Raw genomic sequence first — 23,197 nt, forward strand, 5'->3', positions numbered from 1 at the left:
CTGTCCCCGCGGGGACAGTGCAGCGCAGGGTGGTCTTGGCCACACCGGGGCGCGGTGCAGAAGCCGCGCGCGGCGCGTTCTTGCGCTTGCCTTCGGCAAAGCTGCGCAACACTTCCAGCTCCGCTTCCTCCGTTGCGGGCTGCACCCGCGCCAGCGTGTCACGCAACACCTGAGCGTTCATCGCGTCCGCTTCCAGCCGCTTTTTCAGCTCCAGACCCAGCGCCCGGGGAATCGCTTCGGCGAACTTCAGATGGTCGCCCACCGCTTTCAGCACCTGGGCGAAATGGCGGATATAGATTCGCTTCTGGCGGCCGGCAGAGGCGTAGAGGTCATTGACCGCATCCTCGATGGTCTCTGCGCCGGTCTGGGTGTCCTCGGCATAGCGCAGTGCAAGCTGGGCCATCTCGGCAAAGGAGATGTCGCGGCGCACCAGGTTTTCATCGACCATCCGGCGGTAGAGGGTCTGCAGCGTGTCGCCATTGGCCACCAAACCCGCGGGGATATGCGCGTAAGAGTGATCATCGGTTTCGTTCAGCAGCTCCCAATAGGCCTTCATCCGGCGGTAGCCCTGGATCAGCTCATACTGGCCGTTCTCCAATGGCTCGACCCGGATCGGGTTCGAGAGCCCCACCGCCTTGATCGACGCTTTCAGCTCCTCCAGGTCCGGATCGCGCTCCTCCTTACGGTCGCGGATCAGTTTCTTGGTGCAAATCATGCCGATCGGGATCCGGTCGACCACCAGCCCCAGCTTCTTCAGCCGCACAAACTCATGCGCCAGCCGGTCGTTTTCATCGCGGATTTTCTGCTCCGCCTCTGCCCGGCTGCGCAACGCATCTGCGTTCTCGGAGATCGCGGTGGCCATCGGCCCGCGGCGCGGTTCAGACGGTTTGCGCATCCGCTGGTCCGGCTTCTGGACGGCGGTCTGCGCGGGGGCAGTTTTTGTTTCAGAGGGTTGGTTCGGTTCAGTCGGGAAGTCGATGTCGAAGACTCTGCGTTTGCTCATGCCTCATCCTCCAGTTTTTCCCAGGCTTCCAGCGCGTAGGCCTTGAACTCGTCATAGGCCTGATCAAACGACGCCCGCGCACGGCGCCAGGTTTCGCGTGTCATGTCCCGGTAATCGATTTCGTAGATGGAACTTAGAAAGCGGCCCGATTGTTCGACTGCGCGGGTCATCTCGATCGGGTGCTCCGTCATCCTACCCTCAAAAACCTTCATAAATGCCGAACGCATCGCACGGTGCAAATCGTTACCGCTTTCGTAACGGGTCAGAAGGAAGCGGACGTCCTGGAAAACCTTGGGCAAAGCAAATGTCCCCGCGGGGACAACGCCGTTAAAGGCCGACAAATCCTCCAGCGCCTCGGACAGCTGGCCGATGAAGGAGGTGGTGGAGTCATATTCCCAGTAACCGGGGCCGGAGGGGATATAGAGCATGTCGGCGGCAAAGACCGCGTTCATCGACTGGTAGCCGATGGCGGGCGGGCAGTCGAAGATCATCAGGTCGTAATCCTCGGCCGGCAGCTGGTCGAGGTAACGGGAGACAGCGGCGAAGAACGACCACTCCGGGTTCAGGTGCCGGTACTGGGCGGAGGCGAATTCCACAAACGCCGCATTGGCGCAAGAGGGGATGATGTCGATGGTCGGCCAGCTGGTGGGCTTGACGAAATCGCTGACCCGCAGGTCCTGCAGCCCCATGCCGGTGATCGCCTCGGGCAGCTGGCGCTGGGGCAGGGCGGTGCCGGACTCGGCGCCCTGCAGCGAGGCGTTCATCCGCTCGGTCTCGCGCACCAGGTCGCGGGCCATGATGCCCCAGACGGTGTAATCCTCGGTGACGTCGCTGAGACCCATGGAGTGGGACAGGGTGGCCTGCGGGTCGAAGTCGACGCAGAGCACCCGGTAGCCGTCCAGCGCCGCGGCATGGGCGAAATGCAGGGCCACGGTGGATTTGCCCGCACCGCCCTTGAAGTTGGAGATTGCCACCCGCAGCGCCCGTTTCCCCGCGGGGCGCTTGGGCAGCAGGGACTGCCGGTTGATCTTGATGCGGCGGCGCAGCTCGTTGATCTCCTCCAGCGAATACCAGCGCTGGCGGCCGTCCTCCTCCACATGGCCCTGGGGCAGGGAGGGGTCGGTGGCAAGCCGTCCCCGCAGGGTCGACTGGTTGACGCGGAAGATCAGCTCCGCCACTTCCCATGAGGAGAACCGGCGCAGGGTCTTTTCCATTTCGGGGGAGAAGGTCTGCTGGCGGATCCAGCTTTGCATCTTGAGGGATTGGGCCTGCATCTTGGACAGGTCTTCGTGCGTAAACATCGCTGCTCCTTAGCCTCACACGGTGTTGTTTTTTGAAAGCGTCCATTTCTGCAGGACGCTAATTCAGCCTCAATATCCATTTACGCCGAATTTGCAAAAAACGCAAAAGCAAATATGGTTGGGAAGAGCGTCCTGTCCCCGCGGGGACACATCTGCAAAAGGCCCAGTGAAATAAGGGCAGGGGCGATTCGTGAGGCAGGCGCCAAGCGATTCGTTTTACTGGATTTTTCTGGGGTTCAGACGCCAGATTTAGGGGGACACCCCGGATCGGGATACAGCAGATTGGGGGACATTTTGGCGCGAATAGGGGACATCCAAGCTGTCACCCAATACCATAGATACCAATTTTTCTTTCGAAAAAGGGATTGGGTCTGAATTCAATTCCCGCCAGCGCTTGACAGAATCGGAATTCCGGACGCAAATCAGGTACAACAAACAAATAGCGTTGAGTTCAGGGCAAACCGGCCAGCGCAATTCCCGGCAAAAACCCCGGGAGCACTTGAGGCAGCATATCCCGGCCCAGGAGGGCAGGGAGGGAGAAACGGGGGCAGCAATGCTTGCCAAACGGCCTGCGGGGCGCAACGCCTCAGCATTGAAGTATGACATCCTCACGGCGATGGGGGCTTATGCGCTTGGCCAGGGCAAGGGGGCGCAGAAGCTGGTTCTGCGTTTCATGACATTGATGACCGCCCGCTACAACTGGCAGCGCGATGAGCTGGCCGTCGGACAGCGGGAGATTGCCCGGCTGTGGGACGTGGATGAGCGCACGGTGAAGCGCGAGATGGCGAAGCTGCGCGGCTGGGGCTGGCTGGTGGTGAAACGCCAGGGTGCGCGCGGGCGGGTCACCGAATACGGGATTGATCTGGAGCGGCTGCTGGCCGACACGCAGGAACGCTGGGATGCGGTGGGGCCGGATTTTGCGCACCGGATGCAGGGCGCGGATGAGCCTGCGCCGAACGTGGTGCCCTTGCGCCCCGGTGCGGTGCCGCCTGCGCCGGATGTGTCGGACGGCCATGAGTGGAGCCTTGCCAAGGCGGTGCTGCATGCGGAAGACCCGGCGAATTATGCCTCCTGGGTGCAGGGGCTGGAGCGCGCGGGCCGGGCAGGGGGGCGGCTGGTGCTGAAGGCGCCGAGCCGGTTCCATGCAAACTACGTGATGTCCCATCTGATGCCGCGGCTGCTGGCGGCCTGCCGGGATGTGGACGGCGGCGTCTCCGCGATTGTTGTGGAGGCGTGAGGCCGAAACCGCACGCCTGCGGTTGAACCCCTTGGGGCCAAGGCATTATGTGGGCGGGCAGGGGGCTTGGCGTAACCAGCCCCGCGGAACAAGGAGCAGCCGGACATGAGCGGCGCGCAAGACAAGATCTGTGTCATTGGCCTCGGCTATGTCGGGCTGCCGCTGGCGGCGGCCTTCGGGCAGCAGCGGGCGGTCACGGGGTTTGACATCGACCCCTCCCGCATTGCTGAGTTGCGCAAGGGTGAGGACCGTACCCGGGAGCTGGAGTCAGAGGAACTGGCGGCAGCGGAATTCCTGCGCTTTACCTCGGACCCGGCGGAGATTGCGGACTGCTCCATCTACATCGTCACCGTTCCGACGCCGGTGGATGCCAGCCACCGCCCGGACCTGGGGCCGCTGCTCGCGGCCTCGGCCATTGTGGGCAGCGTGCTGAAACCCGGTGATCTGGTGATCTATGAATCCACCGTTTATCCCGGCGCGACTGAGGAAGATTGCGTGCCGGTGCTGGAGGCGCGGTCGGGTCTGACATTCAACGCGGATTTCTTTGCCGGCTACAGCCCGGAGCGGATCAACCCCGGCGACAAGAAGCGGCGGCTGAAGGATGTGGTGAAGGTGACCTCCGGCTCCACGTCTGAGGTGGCGGAACGGGTGGATGCGCTCTACCGCGAGGTGGTGACGGCGGGCACCCACAAGGCCGCAAGCATCCGGGTGGCAGAAGCCGCCAAGGTGATCGAGAACAGCCAGCGGGATATCAACATCGCGCTGGTGAATGAGCTGGCCAAGATCTTCAACAAGATGGGGATCGACACCCAGGCGGTGCTGGAAGCGGCTGGCACCAAGTGGAATTTCCTGCCGTTCCGCCCGGGATTGGTGGGCGGGCACTGCATCGGGGTGGACCCCTATTACCTGACGCATAAGGCGGAGCAGCTGGGCTACCACCCGGAGATCCTGTTGGCGGGCCGCCGCCTGAATGACGGCATGGGCGCCTATGTGGCGGGTGAAATGGTCAAGGCGATGCTGAAGCGCGGCCTGCCGGTGGCGGGTGCGCGGGTGCTGGTGATGGGGCTGACGTTCAAGGAAAACTGCCCGGACCTGCGCAACACGCGGGTGATCGATGTGGTGCGCAGCCTGGAGGAATACGGCGCGGTGGTGGATGTGTATGATCCCCACGCAGACCCAGCAGAGGCGCAGGAGGAATACGGCATTCCGCTGGTCGCCGAGCCGGGGCAGGGGGCCTATGCCGGGGTGGTTCTGGCGGTGGCGCATTCCGAGTTCCGCGCGATGGGCGCACAGGCAATCCGGGCCTTGGGGTCCGAAGGTGCGCTGCTCTATGACCTGAAATATGTTCTGGCGCCGGACGAGGCGGATTTGCGGCTCTAACTCGGGAAACTCCCGCCGACGCTTGATTTGCTGTATCCTGGCGGTGTCAGCAAGGAGTCCGGCTATGAGTGATGTTCTGGAAGGCCGCTGCCTGTGCGGTGCTGTAAAAATCCGTGTTGAAGGGGCGCATGATCCGCATCCCGGGGCCTGCCATTGCCGCATGTGCCAGCGCTGGAGCGGCGGGCTGTTCTTGTGTTTCGAGGCTGATGCCGAGGCAGTGACCGTGGAGGGTCCGGTGGCGCGGTACCAATCCTCTGCCTTTGCGGAGCGGGCCTTTTGCAGCACCTGCGGTTCGCATCTGTGGATGCGGGACGTGGACAAGGAGGGTGGCCCCTATGACCTGATGCCGGGGCTGTTTGATGACGCGCTGGCCTGGCCGCTGAGGTCAGAGATCTATGCCGACCGGGCGATGGCCGCGGTACGGCTGCAGGGGGATCACAAACGGGCCACCCGGGACCAGTGGGAGGCGCAGAATCCGTTTATTGATGGCGATGTCTGAGGTCTTTAAACAGGAACCGCAAGCATAGGGAACAGGTTTTGCATAATTGGGACGTGAGCCGGACATATGAGAATGTAGACGGAACCTGCCGGGTTGAATTTCAGTTCAATGCTGGCAGCAGGCTCTATCGGTATTGGGTAGGTAATTGGTGGCCCGCTTGCGATGAGGACGAGGGTGTCCTGGGGGACGGGTATTGGGCTTGCTCCGGGATATCTGGCTATTTCGGCAGCTTGGAAGAATGCGAGCGTGAGGCAAAGGCCAGTTTGAGCTGGTTGCCGGACAGTGGACAGGTTCTTTGATCAGCGCCCAACCCGCGGCAGTTTCGGGCCGCTCCAATAGGCGCCGCTGTCCTGGCGCAGGGCGTCATAGGCTTCGATCCTTCGCCGGGCGTCTTCGCCGCCGGCCTCGATCAGATGGGTGAGCAGGCATTCCAGCACGGCCATGGCGCCGCCGACGGCGCCGAACGGGTGCAGCGCGTTGGCGGCCACCGCCAGAACATGGTTAGTGCGGATGCCGGGGGCAATCACCTCGCTGTCGGAAATCAGGATCACCGATGCGCCGCGTTCGCCCGCCAGCCGCAGCGCCTGGATGGTGCCGGCGGAGTAGGGGGCGAAGGTGAGGGCGATCAGGCAGTCTTCGGGGCCTATGTCCAGCAGATCGTCGAGCGCGGCGCCCATGTGGCGGGGGACGAGGTCCAGCGAGGGCAGGGCCATGCGGCCCACATAGTGGAAGTAATAGGCCAGCGCGTAGGATGAGCGGGTGGCAGTGACATAGCTGCGGCGGGCGGCGGTGAGGGTGTCGACGATGGCCTGTGTCCGTTCTGCTGTCATCAGCCGCAGGGAGCGGGAGGTGATGTTCAATTGGTTGCGCGCGGCGGCGGCCTGCAGCTTGGCTGCCGGTCCTTCGTCCTGCATCCGGTCCAGCCAGTCCTGGCCGAGGTCGGCCTCATGCGTGGTGGTGAGGGCAGCGCGGAAGGGGGCGCGGAAGGCTTCGAATGTGTCATAGCCCAGGTGCTGAGCAAGGCGGACAAAGCCGTTGGCGCTGATGCCGGTCCTTACGGCGGAGGTGCGCACGGTGTCGAGGCCGAAGTCGCCGGGGTTGTCGATCACGTATTTTGCTGCCGCCTTGAGCTTGGGCGGCAGGGCGTCCATCTGGTCCTTCAGATGCTGGATCAGCCGGGCGGTTTTCCGGGGGTCGAGATGCGGGTCCATGTGCCGTATCAGAGCAGATGTGCGGAAAATGGCAAGGCTGGAACGGGTGTTATTCTGAAAGGAACGCCATCAGGTCCTGGCGGGCGTGCAGGATGCGGATGATTTCCGGGCGGCCCTGTTCCAGGCGGTAGATCACCAGATGCGCGCCGGTCGGGTGGATGCGGACAGGGGGCGTGAACTCATCCCGTTCGCGGGCCATTTCGGGGAATTCCGCCAGAAGGTCGAAGAGGGCAAACAGGCTGTCGGCATAGGCGTCTGCCTGCGCTTCACCCCAGGTTTCCAGGCCATAGCGCCAGATCGCAGCAAGGTCGTTGCGGGCGGCGGGGCGGATCCGCCAACGCAGCTCAGCCATTGCGGCGCATGGCGGCCTTGAAATCTTCGGCTGTCAGCTGTTCCGCCGGGCCGCTGGCAAGGCCCGCGCCGATGGCGGATTGCAGTTCGGCAATGGCGGCTGTGCGGGCCTGGTCGCGGCGGATCAGGTCACGGACATAGTCGCTGGAATTGGCATAGGTGCCGGTGCGGGCCTGTTCCTCGACCCAAGTTTTCATCTGCTCCGGCAGGGAGACGTTCATGGTGGCCATGGGCGGGCTCCTTTCGCTGAAACAGGATATGGCAATCTTTGCCAAAAGTGCAAGGGGGAAGGGATATGGCGGGCAGATTGACCGCCGGATGCAAAAAGCCCGCAGCCAAATGCTGCGGGCTTTTCTGTTCTTCCTGTCCAGCTGGATCAGGCTGAAACTGCTTTCAGGCCCTTTTCCTCCAGCGGCTGGATGGTGCCGTCTTCGCTGACCGTGATCCGCTCGCCATGTGCGAGGCTGTCGAGACCCTTGCAGGCGACCAGCATCAGCACGTCCTTTTCGCGGGCAACGATAGCCATGTGGCTGAGCCAGCCGCCGACCTCGCTGAGCACCGCGCCGGAGCGCTGGACCCAAGGCAGCCAGGCCGGGTTGACCATCCGGCAGACCAGGATGTCGCCGTCGCGGAAGTCTGCGAAGGCCGCCGGGTCGATGCAGCTGTCGTCCTCCATCCAGAACACCCGGGCGGTGGCGCTGCCGCTGCCGGCAACGCAGGTGCCGCCCATGGTGCCGTCGCCCGCCTGGGCCTGGGCGCCGAGCGACAGCAGCTCGCAGTCGCGCAGGGTCAGGGTGACGTCGGTGGGCGCGGATTTCTTGCGCAGGGCTTCCTTCTCTGCCCGTGCCTCTGCCAGATCGCGCAGGGGGGCCGGGTTGGACCAGTTGCTGTCCAGAACCTCCGCGAAGGTCAGGCTGAACACCAGATCCTCCAGCCCGCTGGTCCGGCCCAGTGCCAAGAGGGCACGGCGCAGTTCGGCGACGACGCGCAGGGCCTCGTGCTTGGCCTGTTCCTTGAGGTCCTGATAGGCGATGGCGATGCCGATGGTATCGTCCAGTTCATCCGGCAGGTTGGCCGGGACCGGAACGGCGCCGATCGGCTCCACCGTGCTGTCGAGCAGGGAGTGCAGCAGCGCCGGCGCCTCGGTGTAGCGGGGCGAGGACAGCTCGTAATCGAAGATTGAGCGGTGGCCCATCAGCTGCATGGCGCGGGCCTGGGCATCCTTGCCGGTGCAGGAGGCGAGCAGGCTGGAGGGCGCGTTGGGCAGCTCTGCATGCATCAGATGCGCGCGCAAGGCCGGGTCGCCGGCCGCCGCCGTGCCTGCTTCGCCCATGGTGAAGCCTGCCAGGATGTTGATCTTCTCGGCTTCCAGGTAGACCTCTTGGATGAACATGCCCTTGAGGGTGGAGATTGCCTCCAGCAGCTTGTCCTGGGGCAGGACGGTGTAGTCCACGGCCTGCCAGATCGCCAGCTTGTTGCGCAGTTCCGGCATCACTTCGCTGCGGAAGCGGGTGATCATCGGATGCGCCTGCTTCCGCAGCTGCTTGGCCTTGGCGGCGGTGAGTTTCAGGGTCATGCCCTGTTTCAGCGCCACATCGACGTAGGTTTTGCCGAACAGGTTGACCAGATGGCCGTCGCGACCCTCGGGCAGGCCATAGGGCACGCCGAGGGCGCGGCAGGCCAGGTCTACGCTGCCGCCCGGCGCCCACAGCTCGCTCATCAGCGAGAAGGAGAGCGGGGTGGGGCGGGGCAGGACCTCTGACATCTCGTCCTGTTCCAGGATGGTTTGATCCGGGTCCATGTCCGCGTAATGGTCCAGAAGGTCGCGCCATTCGGCCAGACGGGTCTGTTCCTGCTCGGTGCCCAGGGACAGCGTGGTGATGTCGCGGCTTTGCACGATCTGGAACTGGCCGTTGGCATAGGCCCATTCGACGTCCTGCGGGCAGCCGAAGGTGTCCTCGATCTGCTTGCCAAGGGCCAGCAGCGGCGCCATGTCCAGCGTCTGGTCCTGATCTTCGGATGCGGGCAGGCCGGTGTAGCGGCCAAAGCGCAAGGAGGTCGGGGTGACGCGGCCGGACACCAGGTCTTCGCCGCAGCCCTCGACCCATTCGATCATTGCCATGCCGGGGGCCATCGGGTCCTGGGTGAAGAGGACGCCGGCGTATTCCGCCTGCACCATTTCCTGCACCACGATGTTGCCCTGATCGGTGCTGTCGCCCTCGCCGGAGTAGCTGGCGGCGCGGTCCGAGGAGAAGCTGGTCACAACTTCGTCCAGGGCGGCGCGCATGGTGTCCGCGGTCACGTCGAGCACAGATTCAAAAACGCCGGCAAAGCTCTGGTCGTGGCCGTCCTCATTGCTGGCGGAGGAGCGCACGGCAACCGGTTTGCCGCCTGCAAGGGCAAAGACCTTGGCGGCAAAGGCGTCTTTCTTGGCGCCGGACATTTCGCGGTAGTCGTGGATTGCGTCGGAGCGCACGATCACGCCGCCCGGCACTGGCAGGCCGGCATTGCGCAGGATCGACAGGCGCAGGGCCTTGTTTCCGGCGTGCTCCAGTTCCTCGGTGTAGCCCATCGGGATCACGCCGCGCGGCAGTTTGGCGAGGCGGCGCTTGTGGGCGCGCAGGGCGATGGCTTCGCCCAGTTTGCGGTGCATGCCGGTCACATAGGCGCGCTGCACCAGCAGCAGCGTCAGGCTGAAGCAGAGATAGGCGTTTGCGGCGGCTGTCAGGGTGAACACCATCGCAAAGAGCGCCGGCATGCCGAGCACCATCCACAGAGTTTTCTGGCGCGGGGTCTTGGCCACGGCCCACAGCAGGTAGACGGCAGCGAGCGCGCAGAACAGCACCGGCATGATGAACAGCGGGTCGGGCAGGCCGAGGTCAGCCATCCACAGGAACGGGGTTTGCAGCGAGGCGCTGGCTTCTTGCGCCGCGGAGACGCCCAGCATCATCACCGGCAGGAACAACAGCGCGGTGAGGTTCTTCATCGGCGTCAGGCCCTTGTCGGCATAGAACGCCTGCACCGCGCGCGCCTTGCGCACCGGGTCATGGGCCAGTTTCGCCTTCAGCGCCTTCATTTCATCGGCGGTCTCGGCGGTGATGATCTGGTCGCGTTCGGATTTCAGCGCCACCGGCAGCACCAGGATGCGGGTCACGATCGACAGCGCCAGCAGGCCCAGCAGGATGTGGCTGCGCTCATGCACCCACAGCAGGGCGGCTGCCAGCGCCGAGATCGCCTTGTCCCAGAGGGTGGATTGCTGACTTGCCAGCCATTCCTGCACATGCGGTTTCGGCTTCGGCGCGACGAAGTATTCCCACGGCAGGGTATAGCGGCCGCGGAAGTCGATGCCTTGCTGCGACAGCTCCAGCCCCAGCACCTGGCTCATGAAGCAGCTGCGGCGGTCATAACAGGCGGCGATGGTGGGTTTGGCCGGGTCCAGCTGTGCAATGCGCTCCATCAGGTCCGCGGTGGTCATCTTGCGGATCGGGATGTTGATGGCACCGGGCAAGTGGCCGGTTTCAAAGTCGCCGGGATAGCGGGTGTCGACGATCTGCAGGTCCTCGGTGGTCAGCAGCGCCTCGAAATCGGCGGTGCTGAGCAGCACGTCTTTGCCCGGGTATTCCGGGATCGCGCGCAGGTCTGAGAGGGATTGCACGTCCTTGTCGGAGAACTCGCGCCCCTCGACGATCCACTTCTCGATGCCGCCTGCGATGAAGCTGCAGTCAATGCCCATCGCCGCCAGCTTGGCACAGGTTTCCGAGGAGCGGTTGCCGTTGTGGCAGAACAGAACGACCTTCTGGCCGGGCTGCACTGGCCGGGACTGCAGGAAGTCCGGGAAGCGGATATGGGTGGCGCCGGGCAGGGTGCCCATGGCGTTCTCACCGGTTTCGCGGATGTCATAGAACAGGGTGGCGCCATCCTCCAGCGCTGCTGCCGCGTCTGCGGTGCTCATCGCCAGCGGGTGGTCCTCCTGCTTGGAGAAGCTGGTCTCCTTGAGCGAGGCGTCCTTGATAGTGGTGCCGTCAAACTGCGCTGGCCGTGTCAAAGTGGCCTGCAGTCTTGCCAGCTCAGCCTGCTCATGCGAGGAATACTGCCAATAGTTGCCTGCAGCCAGAGCCATGGCTGCCAGAACGAGGACGGAGATCAGCTTGACCGGGTAGCGCCGCGGTGAGGCGCCCGGTTTGGGGGTAAAACCCAGTTTCGCCGCAATGACAGCGCCCAAACCGGAAATCATGGCAATTCCTACGGCCAGGACCTGGGACAGCGAAGAGACCGAGCCGATTACCAGTTCCGGCGAGGGAATGGCAAAGGCCGCAACCGGGAGCGCGGATAAAAGAGACGTGAGCACAATGGTTTGTGCTGTGCGGCGGAAGGACCGGGTGGTCCTGGAGAGCATAGGGGTCTGCGTCACGGTGGTTCCTGTCGGGCCAGCTGAGTGTGTCGTTCCGAAATTAAGGCGAATTTGCCTAAAAGATTACGAAAACCTTACTGAAGGGTTAATATAGAGGCCGAAGAATAAAAGAACCGCAAAATTTTTCCGAGAATTGCAGGTGCGTTAACATTGTATTCTTAACCATGTGCCATGTAACGAAGAAGCGCGGCCTTCCTGCCGTGCGAGCCGATGCGACTCAGGAGGCGAGAACCGTGATTCTGTTTGAGTGGACCTTTGGTATCATTGCGCTTTTCCGGAAACGGCTGAGGCATGCCGCCGCCGCCGCGGTTCTGGCTGCCTGTATGGCGGCCATATTGCCCACGGCCGGTCTGGCCGGAACAGATCTGGTTTTCGGCACTTATGCGGCGGATAAACCAACCGCAACGGTCAAAAAATACCAGCCCTTTCTCTCCTTCCTCTCCAAACGGATGAGCGAGGAGCTGGGAGAGCCGGTGACGATCCGGCTGAAGATCGCCAAGGAATACGAGGAAGGCATCCGCCAGCTGGCCAACGGCGAAGTGGATTTCTCCAGGTTCGGCCCGGCGTCCTATGTGCATGTGATGAAGGAAAACCCTGAGATCCGGATCATTGCGATGGAATCCCAGAACGGCCAGAAGCGGTTCAAGGGTGTGATCGTGGTGCATGCAGACAGCACGGTGCAGTCGGTTGCGGACCTGGCCGGGCTCAGCTTTGCCTTCGGCGACGAGCTGTCGACCATCGGCCGCTATCTGGCGCAGGAACATCTGCTGGAAGCCGGCATCAACAGCGGCGATCTGCTGGAATTTGCCTATCTTGGCCGCCATGACCTGGTGGGCGAGGCCGTGGGCGCGGGCCGCTACACTGCGGGCGCTTTGAAGGAAAGCACCTACAAAAAGCTGATTGCCAAGGGTGTTCCGATCCGGGTTCTGGCCTCCTTTGACAATGTGACCAAGCCCTGGCTGGCGTCGCCGGAGATGCCGGAGAACGTGCTGGAAGCGATGCGCAAGGTGATGCTGTCCTCGGAAAACGAGGAGATCGTGCGCCGGATTTCGAAGAACGGCTTCCTGCTGGGGGACGATCAGGATTATGACATTATCCGCCGGGCGATGGAGCGCAGCCTGGCCTTTTAGGGCGCCGCGTTGAGATTATGAAACGTACAAGCATCCTTTTCCAGATCGTGCTGTCGCTCTTGCTGGCGGCCTCGGCGGTCGGCTTTGTGGTCGGCGATCTGGCGCAGCGCCAGGAGGCGCAGCGGCTGGAAGAACAGCTGGCGGAGCAGGCGGACCTGACGGTGTCGCTGCTGAGCGGGCTGATGCTGGAATCGATCATTGTCGAGGATGTGCCGGTGCTGGAAACCGGCCTCATTGAGGCCGTCACCCGCAAGCCGCAGATCGTCTCCATCCAGATCCGCAGCCCGGCGGGCAAGATGCTGGCGTCAGCGGAAGCCGCCGGTGCTCCGCCCGAAGGCGGCCGGGTGATGTATGAACGCCCGATCGAGCTGGAAGGCGCGGTTTTTGGCACCATGGTGGTCGAATGGTCGACCCAGGAAGGCGAGGCGCTGGTGGCGGCTTCGGTGCGTCAGATCATCATCTGGACGGTGGTGCCGGTGCTGGTGTTGTCGCTGCTGGTTCTGCTGCTGGTGCACGGGCTGGCACTGCGTCCGCTGCAGATGATCCACAAGCGGATGTCGGACGCGATCTCCGGCTTGCGCAGCCCGGCGCAAAGGCTGCCCTGGTACGCCTCGCGCGAGTTCCGGGCGCTGGATTTCTCGGTCGGCGTACTGGAAGAAACCTTTGCCGAGCGCGACGAGCGTGAGTTTGCGATGGAGCAGGCGCGGGAATCGGCGGATATCGCCAACCGGGCGAAGTCAGAGTTTCTTGCCAATATGAGCCATGAGATCCGCACCCCGATGAACGGGGTGATCGGCATGGCGGAACTGCTGCAGGAAACCGAGCTGGATGATGATCAGCAGATGTATGCAGAGACCATTGCCAAGTCCGGCTCGGCGCTGCTGACGATCATCAATGACATTCTGAATTTCTCCAAGATCGAGGCCGGCAAGGTCGAGTTCGCCATCGAGCCCTTCAATCTGCAGACCGCGGTGGAGGATGTGGTGACCCTGCTGTCGCCAAAGGCGGCGGAAAAGGGCGTCGAGATCACCATGCGTTATGACCCGGCGCTGCCCGAGGTCTTTGAGGGCGACGCGGGCCGGATCCGGCAGGTGATTACCAATGTGGCGGGCAATGCGGTCAAGTTCACCCGCGAAGGCTATGTCTATATCGAGGTGACCGGGAAGGCGCAGGAGTCCGGCTGCCATCTGCTGCAGCTGCGGGTGCGTGACACCGGGGTCGGCATTGAGGCGGACCGCATCGGCAAGATTTTCCGGGCGTTCGAGCAGGCCGACAACGCCGCCACCCGCAACTTTGAGGGCACCGGACTGGGGCTGGCGATTTCGTCGCAGCTGCTTTCGCTGATGGGCGGATCGGTGCAGGTGGAGTCAGTTCCGGGCGAAGGATCGGTCTTTACCATCGAGCTCCCCTTGCGGCCCGGCAGCCAGGCGGCTGCGGTTCCGCAGGGCAGCCCGCAGAACTTTGCCGGGCTGCACGGGCTGCTGGTCGACGATCTGGAGCTGAACCGGGTGATCCTGTGCGAACGGCTGAGCGCCTGGGGTGTGTCCTGCACGCTGGCGGCCTCGGCGCATGAGGGACTGGAGATCCTGGCCGATGCGCAGCTGGACGGCCGACGTTTTGATTTTGTGATTCTGGATTTCCAGATGCCGGCCATGGACGGGCGCGCGCTGGCGGCGCGGATCCGGGCGATGCCGGGATTTGAAACTGTGCCGCTGATTATCCTGTCGTCGGTTGAGCATGCGCTGAGCCGGTCGGATTGCGAGGCCATCGGCGCCTGTGAGTTTGCTTTGAAACCGGTGCGGTCTGTGCAGCTGCGGCAGGTGCTGGACCGGGTGCTGAGCCTGCCTCTCCAGACGGCGGAACCTGACGCAAGCCAGGAACGCGGCAGCGAGCCGCCGGAGCAGCGGCTGAAACTGCTCCTGGCAGAGGACAACCGCACCAACCAGCTGGTTGTGACCAAGATGCTGAAAAACGCGCCGCTGGACATCAGCATCGCCAGGAACGGTCTTGAGGCCGTTGCCCAGTTTGAGGCTGCGCGGCCCGACATCGTTCTGATGGACATGATGATGCCGGAGATGGACGGGCTTGAGGCTACTGCAGAGATGCGCCGGATCGAGGCCGAGAACGGCGGCAGCAAATGCCCGATTGTGGCGCTTACGGCCAATGCGCTGCAGTCGCACCGGGAAAAGTGCCTGCAGGCCGGGATGGATGATTTCCTGAGCAAGCCGATCAACAAGAAAGCGCTGACCGAGGCAATCAGCAAATGGACCGGCGCTCCGGACCTGCAGCGCACCGGCAGCTGAGGCTGCGGCTTGCAGGCAGGCGGATTGCCGTGCGGCTGGCCTGGAGCCCGGTCAAGCCGTGCCAGCAGCTAGAAACATCAGCCGCTGCTGCGCCGCAGCAGCAGACCAGCGAGGCTGGAAGCGGCAAACAGGCCGGCAGCCAGACAGACGATGCTGGGTCCAGCGGGAGTGTCCAGCGCAAAGGCCAGCTGCAAGCCGCCGGCAGCCGACAGCATGCCCAGCAGCGCCGCGATCATTGCCATGCGTTCCGGCGTGGCGGCAAAGGGCCGCGCTGCAGCGGCCGGTATCAGCAGCATCGCGGCAATCAGCAGCACGCCGACCACTTTGATCGCCACTGCCACCACCAGCGCCAGCGCAATGGTCAGCACCATCTGCTCGCGACGGGGATCAATACCGGCGGCATGGGCCAGGTCTGGGTTCAGGGTGGCGGTCAGCAGCGCTGACCAGCGCCACCACAACAGCGCCAGCACCAGAATCGCGCCGCCCCAGATCACCGCGAGGTCGGCCCGGCCCACCGCGAGGATGTCCCCGAAGAGGTAGGCCATCAGGTCGATCCGCACCCCCTGCAGGAAGGAGACGGCAACCAGGCCGAAGGCGAGCGAGGAGTGCGCCAGCACACCCAGCAGGGTGTCCATCGCATAGCCGCGCCCTGCGAGCGCCGACACTGTCGTGGCCATTGCCAGGGCGGTCGCCAGCACCCCGGCAAACACTGACACATCAAAGCTGAGCGCCAGCGCAACGCCGAGGATCGAGGCATGCGCGGTGGCATCGCCGAAATAGGCCATCCGGCGCCAGACCACAAAACAGCCCAGAGGCGCCGCGGCCAGCGCCACGCCGATGCCCGCCAGCGCGGCACGGATCAGGAAATCGTCCAGCAAGGTCATTCGGCAGCCTCGTGATGATGCCCGTGATCATGTTCGCAGCCGTGATCATGGCTGTGATTGTGCTCATGCCGGTAAAGCGCCAGCGCGCCTTGGGTGCCGGTGCCGAACAGCGCCCGGTATTCCGGGGCGGAGGCGACATGCTCTGGCGCGCCCTCGCAGCAGACGTGGCCGTTGAGGCAGATCACCCGGTCGGAGGCCGCCATCACCACATGCAGCTCGTGGCTGACCATCAGCACCGCGCAGCCCAGCTCCTGCCGGACCTTTTCGATGCGCTGGTAAAAGGCGGCGGAGCCGGGCTGGTCCAGCCCTTGGGTGGCCTCGTCCAGGATCAGCAGCTGCGGATTGCACAGCAGCGCGCGGGCCAGCAGCACCCGCTGGAACTGGCCGCCCGACAGGCCCGACATTTGCCGGGCCGCCAGACCGCCAGCGCCGGCCTGCTCCAGCGCCTCAGCGGCGCGGGCGTCGGATACCCGATCCGGCAGGCTCAGGAACCGGCGCACGGTCAGCGGCAGGGTGGGGTCGATATGCAGTTTCTGCGGCACATAGCCGATCCGCAGCCCCGGCGTCCGGGTGACGGTGCCGCGTGCAGGCTTTTGCGCACCGATCACGCTGCGCAACAGGGTGGATTTACCTGAGCCGTTGGGGCCGACCACGGTGACGATCTCGCCAGCAGCGATCGACAGGTTGACACCGGACAGAACCGTGTTGCCGCCATGCGCGACGGTCAGGCCGTCCAGGGAAATCAGGCTGCTCATGCGGCGGGCTTCTCTTGGCATTTCGGGCACAGGCCCTCCGCCTCGATCACCGCGCGTTCGATCACGAAACCGGCGTCGCGGGCGGCCTGGCCAAGCTGGCCCTGAGTCGGCTCGCGCTGTGCCTCCGCCACCGCGTCGCAGGCGCGGCAGATCAGGAACACAGGCGCGTGGCTCTCGCCCGGATGGGTGCAGGCGATGAAGGCATTCAGCCGCTCGATCTTATGGGCAAAGCCGTTTTTCACCAGGAAATCCAGCGCGCGGTAGGCGACGGGCGGCTGCGAGCCAAGCCCCTCCTCGCGCAGCCGGTCGAGGATTTCATAAGCCCCCAGCGCGCGGTGCTCCTGCAGCAGGATTTCCAGTACCCGGCGCCGGACCGGGGTGAACTGCAGGCCTTCTGCCCGGCATTGGGCGTCCACAGCGGCAATCCCGTCCTGGATGCAGCTCGTGTGGTCGTGCGGGGCAAAGCCGATGGAATCCATATGCGGGGGTCCTTCTGCGCGGCGGCGGATTTGCCTCTTGATATGTTATGTTATGACGTTTATCAAGCGGCGTGATGTTATAAGATTACATGGGGCGCGACATGCGGAAATCTGGCGTTTTGAAATGCGGTGCGGCGGTGGTGGCTTTGCTGGCGGGGGCAGGGGCCGCGGTGGCAGAGGTGCCGCAAGTGGCGGCGGATATCGCGCCGGTGCACGGGCTGGTGGCGCGGGTGATGCAGGGTCTGGGCGAGCCGGCCCTTGTGGTGCCGCCGGGCGCTTCGCCGCATGGCTATGCGATGCGCCCCTCCGAGGCGCGGGCGTTGGACCAAGCGGATGTGGTGTTTTGGCTGGGGGAAGCTCTGACCCCTTGGCTGGAAGGCCCGCTGGAGGAACTGGCCGGTGATGCGCACCGGATCGAGCTGCTGGAAAGTGAAGGCACCACGGTGCTGCCGTTCCGTGAAGGAGCCCGGTTTGAGGCACATGCGCATGATGATCAGGAGGAGCATGGCGATCACGATGACCACAGCGGGCATGAGGATCATGCAGATCATGACGGCCACGGCGATCATGGTCATGCGGAGCATGCTGAAGCAGCTGCGCATGCGGGCCATGATGATCACGAAGACCACGGGCATGAAGACCACGCTGAAGGCCATGACGACCATGCGGGTCATGATGGCCACGAAGGGCATGATCACGAGGAACATGCCGGAGAGCACGGCCATGAAGATCACGCCGATGCCCACGGACATCACCATGAGGGTGCCGACCCGCATGCCTGGCTGCTGCCGGCCAATGCGCAGGCCTGGCTGGATGTGATCGCAGAGGAGCTGGCAGAGCACGACCCGGACAACGCTGCCGCCTACCGGGCGAATGCTGAGGCCGGCAAGCAGGAAATCGCGGAAACCGTGGCAAGCGTTTCGGCCACGCTGGAACCTTTCCGGGCCAAGCCGTTCATCGTGTTCCATGACGCCTATCAGTATTTCGAGCAAGGCTTTGGCCTGAGCGCGGCCGGGGCGATCTCGCTGAGCGACGCAGTGAAGCCCAGCCCGGCACGGGTTGCTGAAATCCGGGATGTGGTGGCGGATCTGAAAGTGGCTTGCGTGTTCTCGGAACCGCAGTTCAACCCAGGGCTGGTTGCCACCGTGCTGGACGGCACCGCGGCTGGCACCGCTGTGCTGGATCCGCTGGGGGCGGGGCTGGTGCCGGGGCCGCAGTTCTATCCGGCGCTGTTGCAAGAGATTGGCGCGGCGATTGCCGGCTGCAAGTGAAGCAAGCCGCGTATTGACGGCGCGCGCGGGGGCGATCCCGGCGGTTGTGTCTGGCAGTTTATGCCGGCCAAATCCGTAGAACCTGCCGGCGAAACGCCTGGCTCAGCCAAATCGCCGCCGCGTGGGCGCGCGCCGGCGATGCGCGGCGGCCTTCGGCCTTGTTCCGCGCAAGGAGTTGCCCCTTATCTGTCGCTGACCAGATGGGTGAGCGTGGCGCCGGTCTCGTAATAGGCGCTGCGCAGACCTGCGAACGGCAGGCTGTGACCCTTGGCGGGCGGCACCGGCAAGCAGGCTGAGTCTCCGGTCAGCAGCGCCTCGGCCATGGCAGCCCCGAACAGGGTGCCGGGGCCGATGCCGCGGCCGGAGTAGCCGAAACAGGCATAGCCGCCTTGCAGGTCCAGGATCTTGGGCAGGTGTTCGGTGGTCATGGCGATGCGGCCGTGCCAGTGGCTGTGCAGTTTCACATCCTTCAGCTCAGGATAGAGCGCTGCCAGCTTGCGGGGCAGCCAGCTGCGGTGCAGGGCGCTGCCGAAATGGTTGAGCGCTCCCATGCCGCCGATCGCCAGCCGCCCGGCTTGATCCAGCCGCCACGACGACATCACCAGCGCGGTGTCCCAGCAGCCTTCTTTGCCCGGCAGGATTTTTTTCAGCAGGGATGCGGGCAGCGGATCGGTGGCAGCCTGGAAGTAATGCACCGGGATCACCTGCGGTGCGGCGTAGCCGGAGATTTCGCGGGCATAGGCGTTTGTGGCCATGATCAGATGCTTGGCGCGGAGGCTGCCCTTGGGCGTTGCCACATGCCAGGCAGAGCCGTCGCGGCTGATGGCCGTGGCAGGGGAATGGCAGTGCAGCTGCGCGCCAGCTGCGGCGGCAGCGCGGGCGAGGCCGCGGACATAGGCCAGCGGCTGGATGGTGCCCGCGCGCGGGTCGAACAGCGCGCCGTGCACAGCGTCGGATCCGGTGCGCTGAATGGCGTCTTCGCGCGACAGCAGCTCCACCGGTGCGCCGATGGCGGTGAGCTGGGCGTGGCGGCGCTGCAAGTCCTTCAGGCCTGAAGGCGCATGGGCGCAGTGCAGGGTGCCGTTGTTTTCCGGCTCGCATTGAATGGCGTGTTTGGCGATCAGCGAAAACACCATTGCCGGTGCGCCGGCCAGAAGCTGGGAAAGGCGGCTGCCGGTCCCTGCGCCCAGTGCGGCGTTGATGTCCTCGGGCGGCAGCCAGAGGCCCGCATTGGCCAGCCCCACATTGCGGCCGGAGCCGCCGCAGCCGATCACGTCCGCCTCGATCAGGTGGACCGAGGCGCCCAGTTCCGCGGCTTTAAGCGCGGCGGAGCAGCCGGTATAGCCGCCTCCGATCACCACCAGATCCGCTTCAGCCTCCCCGGAAAGCTCCAGGAAGGCGGGGTTTTCCTGGCAGGTTTGGTGCCAGAGGCAGGACGCCAGATCAGATGTCAAATTTGATCCCCTGAGCAAGCGGCAGCTCGCGCGAATAGTTCACGGTGTTGGTCTGCCGGCGCATGTACCCTTTCCAGGCGTCGGAGCCGCTTTCGCGGCCGCCGCCCGTCTCCTTCTCGCCCCCGAACGCGCCGCCGATTTCCGCGCCGGAGGGGCCGATGTTCACATTGGCAATACCGCAGTCGGAGCCTGCTGCCGAGAGGAAATATTCGGTTTCGCGCACGTCGGTGGAGAAGATGCAGGAGCTGAGGCCCTGGGGCACTTCGTTCTGCATTTCAACGGCTTGGTCGAGATCTGAGTATTTCACCACATAAAGGATCGGGGCAAAGGTTTCGGTGTGCATGATGCCGGTCTGGGCTGGCATTTCGGCAATGGCCGGATGCACATAGGCCGCATCGCCGTGGGTTCCCGTCAGGGCCTGGCCGCCGCCGTGCACAGTTCCACCTTCCGCCTGCGCCCGTTCCAGCGCGCTGGCCATGGCGTCCATTGCGCCGCCGTCGATCAGCGGGCCGACCAGGGTGCCGTCGGCCAGCGGGTCGCCGATGGGCAGGCCCTCGTAGGCCTTGATCAGGCGCGGGATCAGCGCGTCATAGATGTCTTCATGAACGATCAGGCGGCGGAGCGACGTGCAGCGCTGGCCGGCGGTGCCGACGGCAGAGAAGACGATGGCGCGCAGGGCCATTTCCAGATCGGCCGACGGCGCCACGATCATCGCGTTGTTGCCGCCCAGTTCCAGAATGGTGCGGCCGAGGCGTTTCGACATATCGGCGGACACCGCCTTGCCCATCGGGACAGAGCCGGTGGCGGAGATGATGGCGACGTCCTTGGAGGCGGTCAGCGCTTCGCCCAGATCCCGCTCGCCGATCAGCACCTGGATCAGGCCCTCGGGCGCGTCCCCGCCAAAACCCGCCATGGCGCGGTCGCAGATTTTCTGCACGGCAAGGGCGGTGAGCGGGGTTTTCTCCGACGGTTTCCAGATCACCGGATCGCCGCAGACCAGCGCCAGCGCCGCGTTCCAGCACCAAGGCGCGACGGGGAAGTTGAAGGCGGTGATGATGCCGCAGGTGCCCATCGGGTGCCAGCTCTCGCGCATGGCGTGGCCGGGGCGCTCAGACGCGATGGTGAGGCCGTAGAGCTGGCGTGAAAGACCCACCGCAAAGTCGCAGATGTCGATCATCTCCTGCACTTCGCCCAGCCCCTCCTGATAAATCTTGCCGCATTCCAGGGTGACGAGGCGGCCCAGGTTTTCTTTTTCCTTGCGCAGTTCGTCACCCAGCAGGCGGACCAGCTCGCCGCGGCGCGGGGCTGGAACCAGGCGCCAGGATTTGAAGGCAGCCTTGGCAGCAGCGATCTGCGCTTCGGCCTCCGCTATGGAATGGGTTTTCAGGCGGGCAATTTCACTGCCGTCGACAGGCGTGGTGACAGTCAGGCTGCCGCCGGTCAGTTCGGCCTCGGTCAGGCCTGCAGCGGTGAGGATATCGGAATGGGGCATGTCGGTGTCCTTATGATGCGAGGGCGGGGCATGAGCAAAACTTTAGCCTGATTTGCGCCGATGTCCCGCCGGGCGTCGGTTGGATATAGAAATTGCACCCTCCGGCGCGGATTGCTATTGAAACTAAATCCTGAAGCTATGAGCAAAGATCATATGATTGCCCCGCGCCGCTTTCTGCCCTCGATCCCGTCGCTGCTGGCGCTGGAGGCCGTGGACCGGCTGGGCAGTGCCTCGGCCGCGGCAGAAGATCTGTCGCTGACGCAAAGCGCCATCAGCCGCCAGCTGAAGCAGCTGGAGGAGCAGATGGGGGTGGACCTGATTGCCCGCGACCAGATGCGGATGCAGCTGACGCCGGCGGGCACCGGTTTTGCCAAGGAGGCGAGGATGATCCTGACCCGGCTGGCGCAGGCTTCGGTCAAGCTCAGGGCCAATCCGGACGGCGGCAGCTTCACCCTGTCAATCCTGCCGTCCTTTGGCCTCCATTGGCTGGCGCCGCGGCTCAAGGAATTTGCCGCCTCGCATCCCGGCATCACGGTGAACCTGCACACCCACAATCTGCCGTTCAGCTTTGACGCGGGCACCGCGCAGGCGGCGATCCACTACGGCACGCGCGACTGGCCGGGGGTGGAGTATCTGCCCCTGATGCCGAAACACGTGCTGCCGGTCTGCGCGCCGGGTCTGTTGGCGGGGCCGGTGGCCAGCCCGGCGGAGCTGCTGAACTATCCGCTGCTGCATCTGGAAACCCACCCTGATTGCTGGGAGCAATGGTTTCACCTGCATGATGTGCCCGCGACAAAGCTGCGGGGGATGCTGTTTGACCAGTCCTCCGCCATGACGCAGGGGGCGGTGCATGGGCTGGGGGTGGCACTGCTGCCGGATTTCCTGGCGGAGAACGAGATAGCGCAGGGGCGGCTGGCGCTGGCGATGGAGGGGGCTGCGGTGAGCCTGGGCGAGTATTTCCTGGTCTGGCCTGCGGATCAGGCAGAGGACTATCCGCTGATCAAGTTCCGCGAGTGGCTGCTGATGCAGCTGGAGGAGATTTGAGATGCGCTTGCCAAGCCTGACCCATCTGCGCTGTTTTGAAAGTGCGGCGCGGCATCAAAGTTTCACTGCTGCCGGCGAGGAGCTGGGGCTGACCCAGAGCGCGGTCAGCAAGAAGGTGAAGGAGCTGGAAGGCGACTTGGGCTTCGACCTGTTCCAGCGGGCAGGCCGCGGTGTGGTGCTGACGCCGGCGGGGCAGGGGCTGGCCGCCGATCTGGAGCTGGATCTGGCCGGGCTGCGCGCCACCCTGCAAAAGGCCGCCGCCGCCGGGGCGGGGCGATCGGCCCTGCGAATTGCGGTGCTGCCGGCATTCGCCAACCTCTGGCTGATCCCGCGGCTGCCGGATTTCTTTGCCCGCCACCCGGAGGTGGAGCTGAGCTTTTCCACCCGGCTGGAGCCGTTTGATTTTGCCCGCGAGAACTTTGACCTGGCGGTGCATTACGGGCTGGATAACTGGCCCGGCACCCATATGGCGCCGCTGTTCGGAGAGGAAATGGTGCCGGTCTGCGCGCCTGGGTTCCATGCCGCGCATCAGCTGGAGCAGTCGCATAATCTGGCACAGGCGCCGCTGTTGCATCTGGAAAGCCGCGCGGGCAGCTGGGCGGAGTGGTTCGAGCGCGCAGGGCTGGCGGGCGCGCCGCGTCAGGACGGGCGTTACTTCGACCAGCACTCGATGGTGATTGCAGCCGCCACAGCGGGGCTGGGCGCGGCGATTGTGCCCTATGACATGGTGGCGCGGGAAATCGCAGGCGGCGATCTGATGCGGATACCGGGGCCGGCGCTGGAGTCGCGCAAGCGCTATTACCTGGTGCGCCCGCACGGGGTGGTGCCGGAGGCTGTGCAGAAACTGGAAGCCTGGCTGCGCAAGCAGTTGAAGGGCAGGCGGGATTAAGGTGGTCCGCTCCCCACCGGGGCGGGCGCTGCCCTTCGCGACAAATGCCAATCTGGAATGGTTTCTGTCCTAAAGGGTCGGTTTTTTGAAGTGCGTTTTTCGC

Annotated in this window: 19 protein-coding genes; 8 read left to right on the top strand and 11 right to left on the bottom strand. The window is 64.4% G+C overall.

The window, feature by feature from the left end; genetic code table 11:
- Both RA21_RS20685 and RA21_RS20690 read right to left on the bottom strand, forming a co-directional pair.
- Positions 1–1,003 (bottom strand): ParB/RepB/Spo0J family partition protein (locus RA21_RS20685; protein ID WP_039152310.1); only part of this gene is annotated, 1,003 nt, incomplete at its 3' end.
- The gene (locus RA21_RS20690; protein ID WP_039152312.1) at positions 1,000–2,304 is read right to left on the bottom strand and encodes an AAA family ATPase; all 1,305 of its coding nucleotides are present in this window, start codon (positions 2,302–2,304) and stop codon (positions 1,000–1,002) included. The genes RA21_RS20685 and RA21_RS20690, both read right to left, overlap by 4 nt.
- 553 nt (positions 2,305–2,857) lie before the next feature.
- Between RA21_RS20690 and RA21_RS20695 the strand changes: the two genes are divergently transcribed.
- The 3 genes from RA21_RS20695 to RA21_RS20705 all read left to right on the top strand — a co-directional run bounded on the left by RA21_RS20695 (position 2,858) and on the right by RA21_RS20705 (position 5,420).
- Positions 2,858–3,541, top strand: a complete 684-nt coding sequence (locus RA21_RS20695) for a DnaA N-terminal domain-containing protein (protein WP_039152314.1) — start codon at positions 2,858–2,860, stop codon at positions 3,539–3,541.
- Between the two features lie 105 nt (positions 3,542–3,646).
- Entirely contained in the window at positions 3,647–4,921 is a 1,275-nt protein-coding gene (gene tviB, locus RA21_RS20700) for a Vi polysaccharide biosynthesis UDP-N-acetylglucosamine C-6 dehydrogenase TviB (RefSeq protein ID WP_039152316.1), read from the top strand.
- 64 nt (positions 4,922–4,985) lie between these two features.
- Positions 4,986–5,420 (top strand): GFA family protein, encoded by a 435-nt coding sequence (locus RA21_RS20705; RefSeq protein WP_039152318.1) that lies wholly within the window; start codon positions 4,986–4,988, stop codon positions 5,418–5,420.
- Positions 5,421–5,719: 299 nt separating this feature from the next.
- Here RA21_RS20705 and RA21_RS20710 read toward each other — a convergent pair whose 3' ends face one another.
- The 4 genes from RA21_RS20710 to RA21_RS20725 form a co-directional block, all read right to left on the bottom strand.
- On the bottom strand, positions 5,720–6,631 hold the full coding sequence (locus tag RA21_RS20710; RefSeq protein ID WP_039152321.1) for a MurR/RpiR family transcriptional regulator: 912 nt from the start codon (positions 6,629–6,631) through the stop codon (positions 5,720–5,722).
- Between the two features lie 49 nt (positions 6,632–6,680).
- Positions 6,681–6,983, bottom strand: coding sequence for a type II toxin-antitoxin system RelE/ParE family toxin (locus tag RA21_RS20715; RefSeq protein WP_039152323.1), 303 nt, complete (start codon positions 6,981–6,983; stop codon positions 6,681–6,683).
- Complete coding sequence (locus tag RA21_RS20720) at positions 6,976–7,212, bottom strand: type II toxin-antitoxin system ParD family antitoxin (protein ID WP_039152324.1); 237 nt, start codon at positions 7,210–7,212, stop codon at positions 6,976–6,978. The genes RA21_RS20715 and RA21_RS20720 overlap by 8 nt, the downstream gene beginning before the upstream one ends.
- A gap of 146 nt (positions 7,213–7,358) precedes the next feature.
- Positions 7,359–11,378, bottom strand: coding sequence for a PEP/pyruvate-binding domain-containing protein (locus RA21_RS20725; protein WP_039152326.1), 4,020 nt, complete (start codon positions 11,376–11,378; stop codon positions 7,359–7,361).
- Between the two features lie 248 nt (positions 11,379–11,626).
- Between RA21_RS20725 and RA21_RS20730 the strand changes: the two genes are divergently transcribed.
- Both RA21_RS20730 and RA21_RS20735 read left to right on the top strand, forming a co-directional pair.
- Positions 11,627–12,523 (top strand): PhnD/SsuA/transferrin family substrate-binding protein, encoded by an 897-nt coding sequence (locus RA21_RS20730; RefSeq protein WP_039152388.1) that lies wholly within the window; start codon positions 11,627–11,629, stop codon positions 12,521–12,523.
- A gap of 17 nt (positions 12,524–12,540) precedes the next feature.
- A complete protein-coding gene (locus RA21_RS20735; protein WP_039152327.1) occupies positions 12,541–14,826 on the top strand; it encodes a response regulator in 2,286 nt (761 codons plus the stop codon).
- A gap of 77 nt (positions 14,827–14,903) precedes the next feature.
- Here RA21_RS20735 and RA21_RS20740 read toward each other — a convergent pair whose 3' ends face one another.
- Genes RA21_RS20740 through RA21_RS20750 form a run of 3 tightly spaced genes read right to left on the bottom strand, consistent with a single transcriptional unit; the run spans position 14,904 to position 16,944 of the window.
- On the bottom strand, positions 14,904–15,710 hold the full coding sequence (locus RA21_RS20740) for a metal ABC transporter permease (protein WP_039152329.1): 807 nt from the start codon (positions 15,708–15,710) through the stop codon (positions 14,904–14,906).
- On the bottom strand, positions 15,707–16,465 hold the full coding sequence (locus RA21_RS20745) for an ATP-binding cassette domain-containing protein (RefSeq protein WP_039152331.1): 759 nt from the start codon (positions 16,463–16,465) through the stop codon (positions 15,707–15,709). Before RA21_RS20745 ends, RA21_RS20740 begins: the two co-directional genes overlap by 4 nt.
- Positions 16,462–16,944 (bottom strand): Fur family transcriptional regulator, encoded by a 483-nt coding sequence (locus RA21_RS20750; RefSeq protein ID WP_039152333.1) that lies wholly within the window; start codon positions 16,942–16,944, stop codon positions 16,462–16,464. Before RA21_RS20750 ends, RA21_RS20745 begins: the two co-directional genes overlap by 4 nt.
- Positions 16,945–17,045: 101 nt before the next feature.
- Between RA21_RS20750 and RA21_RS20755 the strand changes: the two genes are divergently transcribed.
- Positions 17,046–18,215, top strand: a complete 1,170-nt coding sequence (locus RA21_RS20755) for a zinc ABC transporter substrate-binding protein (protein WP_241483541.1) — start codon at positions 17,046–17,048, stop codon at positions 18,213–18,215.
- Between the two features lie 182 nt (positions 18,216–18,397).
- On the opposite strand, the gene RA21_RS20760 is transcribed toward RA21_RS20755, so the two are convergent.
- On the bottom strand, positions 18,398–19,669 hold the full coding sequence (locus RA21_RS20760) for an NAD(P)/FAD-dependent oxidoreductase (protein WP_039152337.1): 1,272 nt from the start codon (positions 19,667–19,669) through the stop codon (positions 18,398–18,400).
- Positions 19,659–21,161 carry an L-piperidine-6-carboxylate dehydrogenase gene (gene amaB / locus RA21_RS20765; protein ID WP_039152339.1) on the bottom strand — a complete coding sequence of 501 codons (1,503 nt, stop codon included), beginning with the start codon at positions 21,159–21,161 and terminating at the stop codon, positions 19,659–19,661. Before amaB ends, RA21_RS20760 begins: the two co-directional genes overlap by 11 nt.
- Before the next feature lie 138 nt (positions 21,162–21,299).
- On the opposite strand from amaB, the gene RA21_RS20770 reads away from it, so the two are divergent.
- Together RA21_RS20770 and RA21_RS20775 are read left to right on the top strand one after the other, a co-directional pair.
- Complete coding sequence (locus tag RA21_RS20770) at positions 21,300–22,205, top strand: LysR substrate-binding domain-containing protein (protein ID WP_082009019.1); 906 nt, start codon at positions 21,300–21,302, stop codon at positions 22,203–22,205.
- A 1-nt stretch (position 22,206) separates the two neighbouring features.
- Positions 22,207–23,094 carry a LysR substrate-binding domain-containing protein gene (locus RA21_RS20775; RefSeq protein WP_039152341.1) on the top strand — a complete coding sequence of 296 codons (888 nt, stop codon included), beginning with the start codon at positions 22,207–22,209 and terminating at the stop codon, positions 23,092–23,094.
- The last annotated feature ends 103 nt before the right edge of the window (positions 23,095–23,197 follow it).

The sequence above is a fragment of the Leisingera sp. ANG-DT genome, from assembly GCF_000813785.1.
Taxonomy (GTDB): domain Bacteria; phylum Pseudomonadota; class Alphaproteobacteria; order Rhodobacterales; family Rhodobacteraceae; genus Leisingera.

What these genes read in the sequence shown, in the direction of transcription:
- RA21_RS20715 (WP_039152323.1), bottom strand. Translation starts at nt 6,983, where the DNA reads ATGGCTGAGCTGCGTTGGCGGATCCGCCCCGCCGCCCGCAACGACCTT.
- tviB (WP_039152316.1), top strand. Translation starts at nt 3,647, where the DNA reads ATGAGCGGCGCGCAAGACAAGATCTGTGTCATTGGCCTCGGCTATGTC.
- RA21_RS20755 (WP_241483541.1), top strand. Translation starts at nt 17,046, where the DNA reads ATGCGGAAATCTGGCGTTTTGAAATGCGGTGCGGCGGTGGTGGCTTTG.
- RA21_RS20725 (WP_039152326.1), bottom strand. Translation starts at nt 11,378, where the DNA reads ATGCTCTCCAGGACCACCCGGTCCTTCCGCCGCACAGCACAAACCATT.
- amaB (WP_039152339.1), bottom strand. Translation starts at nt 21,161, where the DNA reads ATGCCCCATTCCGATATCCTCACCGCTGCAGGCCTGACCGAGGCCGAA.
- RA21_RS20775 (WP_039152341.1), top strand. Translation starts at nt 22,207, where the DNA reads ATGCGCTTGCCAAGCCTGACCCATCTGCGCTGTTTTGAAAGTGCGGCG.
- RA21_RS20720 (WP_039152324.1), bottom strand. Translation starts at nt 7,212, where the DNA reads ATGGCCACCATGAACGTCTCCCTGCCGGAGCAGATGAAAACTTGGGTC.
- RA21_RS20750 (WP_039152333.1), bottom strand. Translation starts at nt 16,944, where the DNA reads ATGGATTCCATCGGCTTTGCCCCGCACGACCACACGAGCTGCATCCAG.
- RA21_RS20745 (WP_039152331.1), bottom strand. Translation starts at nt 16,465, where the DNA reads ATGAGCAGCCTGATTTCCCTGGACGGCCTGACCGTCGCGCATGGCGGC.
- RA21_RS20705 (WP_039152318.1), top strand. Translation starts at nt 4,986, where the DNA reads ATGAGTGATGTTCTGGAAGGCCGCTGCCTGTGCGGTGCTGTAAAAATC.
- RA21_RS20740 (WP_039152329.1), bottom strand. Translation starts at nt 15,710, where the DNA reads ATGACCTTGCTGGACGATTTCCTGATCCGTGCCGCGCTGGCGGGCATC.
- RA21_RS20770 (WP_082009019.1), top strand. Translation starts at nt 21,300, where the DNA reads ATGAGCAAAGATCATATGATTGCCCCGCGCCGCTTTCTGCCCTCGATC.
- RA21_RS20695 (WP_039152314.1), top strand. Translation starts at nt 2,858, where the DNA reads ATGCTTGCCAAACGGCCTGCGGGGCGCAACGCCTCAGCATTGAAGTAT.
- RA21_RS20690 (WP_039152312.1), bottom strand. Translation starts at nt 2,304, where the DNA reads ATGTTTACGCACGAAGACCTGTCCAAGATGCAGGCCCAATCCCTCAAG.
- RA21_RS20710 (WP_039152321.1), bottom strand. Translation starts at nt 6,631, where the DNA reads ATGGACCCGCATCTCGACCCCCGGAAAACCGCCCGGCTGATCCAGCAT.
- RA21_RS20735 (WP_039152327.1), top strand. Translation starts at nt 12,541, where the DNA reads ATGAAACGTACAAGCATCCTTTTCCAGATCGTGCTGTCGCTCTTGCTG.